Genomic DNA, 2,896 nt, shown 5'->3' with positions numbered 1-2,896 from the left:
GGCTGTACCATGGCGGGCGTTCCGGGCCGCAGCACGTGATGCTGGGCGCCCTGCCCCTCTGACCAAATCCGAACGAGAGAAAGCTGCCGTGCACGACTACCAGCGCGAATTCATCGAACTCACCCTGCAGCGCGACGTGCTGCGTTTCGGCGACTTCACCCTGAAGTCCGGCCGCCAGAGTCCGTATTTCTTCAATATGGGCCGCATCGATTCGGGCGCGGCGCTGGCCCAGCTGGGCCGCGCCTACGCCGCCGCCGTGGTGAATTCCGGCATCGAAGTGGACATGCTGTTTGGTCCGGCCTACAAGGGCATTGCGCTGGCCGCCGCCACGGCGATCGCCCTGGCCGACCAGCATGCTCGCGACCTGCCCTGGGCGTACAACCGCAAGGAAGCCAAGGATCACGGCGAAGGCGGCGTGCTGGTCGGCGCACCGCTGAAGGGACGCGTGCTGATCGTGGACGACGTGATGACCGCTGGCACCGCCGTGCGCGAATCCTTGGCGCTGATCCGGGCGCAGGGCGCCACGCCGGCGGGCGTGCTGATCGCACTCGACCGCCAGGAGCGCGGGCAGGGCGAGCTCTCCGCCGCGCAGGAAGTCACGGCTGACTACGGCATCCCGGTGATTGCCATCACCAGTCTCGGCGACGTGCTGGCCTATGCGGGCGGCCGCCCGGACCTGGCGGCGGAGCACGCCCGCCTGGTGTCTTATCGCGAGCGCTACGGCGTAAATGCCTGAATGGCGGGTGGTTGGCGAAGCCGGTCACACCGCATGCAGCGGCATCGTGCGAACGTCATGGTGTCACGATGTCGCCCGCTATACTTCCGCCTACAAGGGGGAATTCCATGCGTAAAACAGTTTTCGTCATCGCGTTGCTCGCGCTGACCACCGTCGTCTATGCACAAACCAAGGCGCCCACCTATCGGTATCGATGGAAGGATGCGGCCGGGCTGCCGCACTACAGCGACAGCCTCACCTCCGATGCCATGAAGTTCGGCTACGAGCTGGTGAATGATCGCGGCATCGTCGTGCAGCACGTCGACCGCCAGCTCACCCCGGAGGAGCGCGCCGCCGCCCAAAAGGCTGCCGAAGAGCAGGCCGTGGTGGATCGCGCCGCCGCAGAGCGCAAGCGCAACGACGCGCAGATGCTCGCGGCCTATCCTTCGGAAGCGGAATACAAGGCTTCGCAGCAGCAATATCTGGACAGCATGGACCAGCAGATCGCGACCACGCGGTCCAATCTGCGCAGCCAGGAAAAGGCGCTGACCGATCTGCTGACTCGTGCCGGCGACCTGGAGCGAGCCAAGCAACCGGTCCCTCCCTTCCTGAGCGAGGGCATTACCAAGCAACGCGACGTGGTGGCGCATCAGCGCGATGCGCTGGAGCGTGAGCAGAAGACCCGCGATGCCCAGGYTCAGAAGAACGCGCAGGATCTCGTGCACTACCGCGAACTGAAGGCTGCCGAGGCCAAGGGCCTGTAACGCCCACTTCGGCTTGCGAGAGAGCCCCGGCCATGCCGGGGCTTTTCATTTAGAACGGCAGCTTGAGTGAGGGATCGACCGCCAGCAGCTGCGCGCGGAATATTTTCTTGATGCGTGCGAGTGCGGCCTCGTTGTCTGCATCGAAACGCAGTACGAGAGTTGGCGTGGTATTGGACGCGCGCACCAGACCCCAGCCGTCGGACCAGTCCGCGCGCACACCGTCGATGGTGGTGAGGGTCGCGTCGCCAAACGTCGCCTGCTGGCGGAACGCTTCGATGAAGCGATAGTGGGCGCCCTCGTCCATCTCCACCTTGAGCTCAGGCGTCGACACGCCTTTGGGACAGGTGGCGAACAGTTCCTCCGGCGTGCGCTCTTCCAGATCGCCGGCAAGGATTTCCATCAGGCGCGCGCCGGCATAAATGCCGTCGTCAAAGCCGTACCAGCGCTCCTTGAAGAAGAAGTGGCCGCTCATTTCGCCGGCCAGCTCCGCACCCGTATCGCGCATCTTGGCCTTGATCAGCGAGTGGCCGCTGCGCCACATCATGGGGCTGCCGCCGGCATCCAGGATCACGCCCTTGAGATGGCCGGTGCACTTCACGTCGTAGATGACCGTGGCGCCGGGCTGGCGGGACAGCACGTCGCGCGCAAACAGCATCAGCGTGCGGTCGGGGAAGATGATCTCGCCATCCCTGGTGACCACGCCAAGACGGTCGCCGTCGCCATCAAATGCGATGCCGAGATCCGCGCCGGTCTGCTTCACCGCGAAGATCAGGTCTTCCAGATTGTGCGGGTCGGACGGGTCGGGATGATGATTGGGGAACGTGCCATCGACATCGCAGTAGAGCGGAATGACTTCGCAGCCGATGCCCTCCAGCACCTGCGGCGCCACCGCACCGGCAATGCCGTTGCCGCTGTCGATCACCACCTTGAGGCGACGCTCGGCCTGCACGTCGGAGGTGATGCGGTCGATGTAGTCGGGGATCACATCGACATGGCGCAGATTGCCCTTGCCGCCGCGCTCCAGCTGGTTGCCGACGATGCGCTGGTAGAGATCCTGGATGGCGCCCTCGGACAAGGTCTCGCCGCCCACCACAATCTTGAAGCCGTTGTAGTCGGGCGGGTTATGGCTGCCGGTCACGGCCACGCCACAACCCGTATTGAAGCGGTAGGCGGCGTAGTAAACGACCGGGGTCGGAACGGCGCCCAGCTCGATGACGTCGATGCCCGCTTCGCGCAAGCCGTCGCACAAGGCGCTCGCCAGCTCCGGACCCGACAGGCGACCATCGCGCCCCACCACGATCTCCGGCAGGCCCTTCTCGTGCATGACCGTGCCGATGGCCTGGCCGAGCAGGCGGGCCACTTCCTTGGTCAGCGACTTGCCGACCACGCCGCGCACGTCGTACGCACGGAAGATCAC

The 2,896-nt window shown here is 65.3% G+C and carries 3 protein-coding genes; 2 read left to right on the top strand and 1 reads right to left on the bottom strand.

The annotated features are described in order from the left end of the window. Window positions 1-88 precede the first annotated feature (88 nt). Together pyrE and AC1DMG_RS21340 are read left to right on the top strand one after the other, a co-directional pair. The gene (gene pyrE, locus AC1DMG_RS21345) at window positions 89-736 is read left to right on the top strand and encodes an orotate phosphoribosyltransferase (RefSeq protein ID WP_441601690.1); all 648 of its coding nucleotides are present in this window, start codon (window positions 89-91) and stop codon (window positions 734-736) included. A gap of 107 nt (window positions 737-843) precedes the next feature. After that, window positions 844-1,479 (top strand): DUF4124 domain-containing protein, encoded by a 636-nt coding sequence (locus AC1DMG_RS21340; protein WP_477181075.1) that lies wholly within the window; start codon window positions 844-846, stop codon window positions 1,477-1,479. A 49-nt stretch (window positions 1,480-1,528) separates the two neighbouring features. On the opposite strand, the gene AC1DMG_RS21335 is transcribed toward AC1DMG_RS21340, so the two are convergent. Then, window positions 1,529-2,896: phosphomannomutase/phosphoglucomutase (locus AC1DMG_RS21335; RefSeq protein WP_477181074.1), on the bottom strand; the 1,368-nt coding region annotated here is incomplete at its 5' end.

The organism is Dyella sp. 01N36 (genome assembly GCF_056399745.1).
The sequence above is the reverse complement of the archived record's forward strand: the minus strand, read 5'-3'. Positions and strand labels throughout refer to the sequence as shown.